This is a genomic window from Cupriavidus sp. CP313 (assembly GCF_054072015.1).
On the sequence record NZ_JBSVZB010000093.1, the window covers coordinates 1 to 764 of the forward strand.

Annotated in this window: 1 protein-coding gene; it reads left to right on the forward strand. The window is 62.4% G+C overall.

What is annotated here, in order from left to right; translation table 11 throughout:
- Positions 1-453 (forward strand): transposase (locus ACW4E8_RS41035; RefSeq protein WP_456809699.1); only part of this gene is annotated, 453 nt, incomplete at its 5' end.
- Positions 454-764 lie beyond the last annotated feature (311 nt).

A 764-nucleotide genomic window follows, 5' to 3' on the forward strand; every position in this document is an offset into this window, starting at 1 on the left:
CTGGAGAAGACCCGACAAGCAAGCCTGCCGGCACCCGCGCGCAAGCGGGTTGAGGTCCTGGCGCGCCTAAAGGGAATTGGCGACGTGAGCGCCTCACGCCTCGCCCTCGAACTCTTCTGGAGGGACTTCAGCAACCGGAGCCAGGTGGGTGCCTGCGTGGGCCTCGTGCCGCAGCCATACGACAGTGGCGAGAGCCAGGTGGACCAAGGAATAAGCAAACAAGGCAACCGGCGCGTCCGCGCACTACTGGTCGAGATGGCGTGGTGCTGGCTCCGCTACCAGCCCGACAGCGCGCTGACGCACTGGTTTAACCAGCGCACGCAGGGCACGGGACCAAATCGCCGGGCACGGCGCATCGCGATCGTTGCGGTCGCCCGACGGCTCGCGATAGCGCTGTGGCGCTATCTGAAAGACGGTGTCATCCCTGAAGGCGCACACCTGAAGTCGGCCTAAGCCCCCTCTAGGCTTGCAGGAAAGCGGAGTATCTGACTGACACGGTTTGGAGTGGACATGCCCGTGGGATTCCTGGGTTGCTGATGCAACCGATTCATGTAGATGGGGTATGTTCCCGGCGATGATTCCGGCGTAATGCGCATGCAGGATGAGGCCGGCCAGGCGCCGGCGGATAGAAGGTGGTCAGACCAAGTCTGACGCGCGCACAATCGGCTTCGAACCCTCCTGCACGTAGGTATTGGCCACGTCCAGGGAGAGCCAGTGAGTTCACAAAGGCCTTGACATAGTACTGCTCATAGAAGGAATCCCCC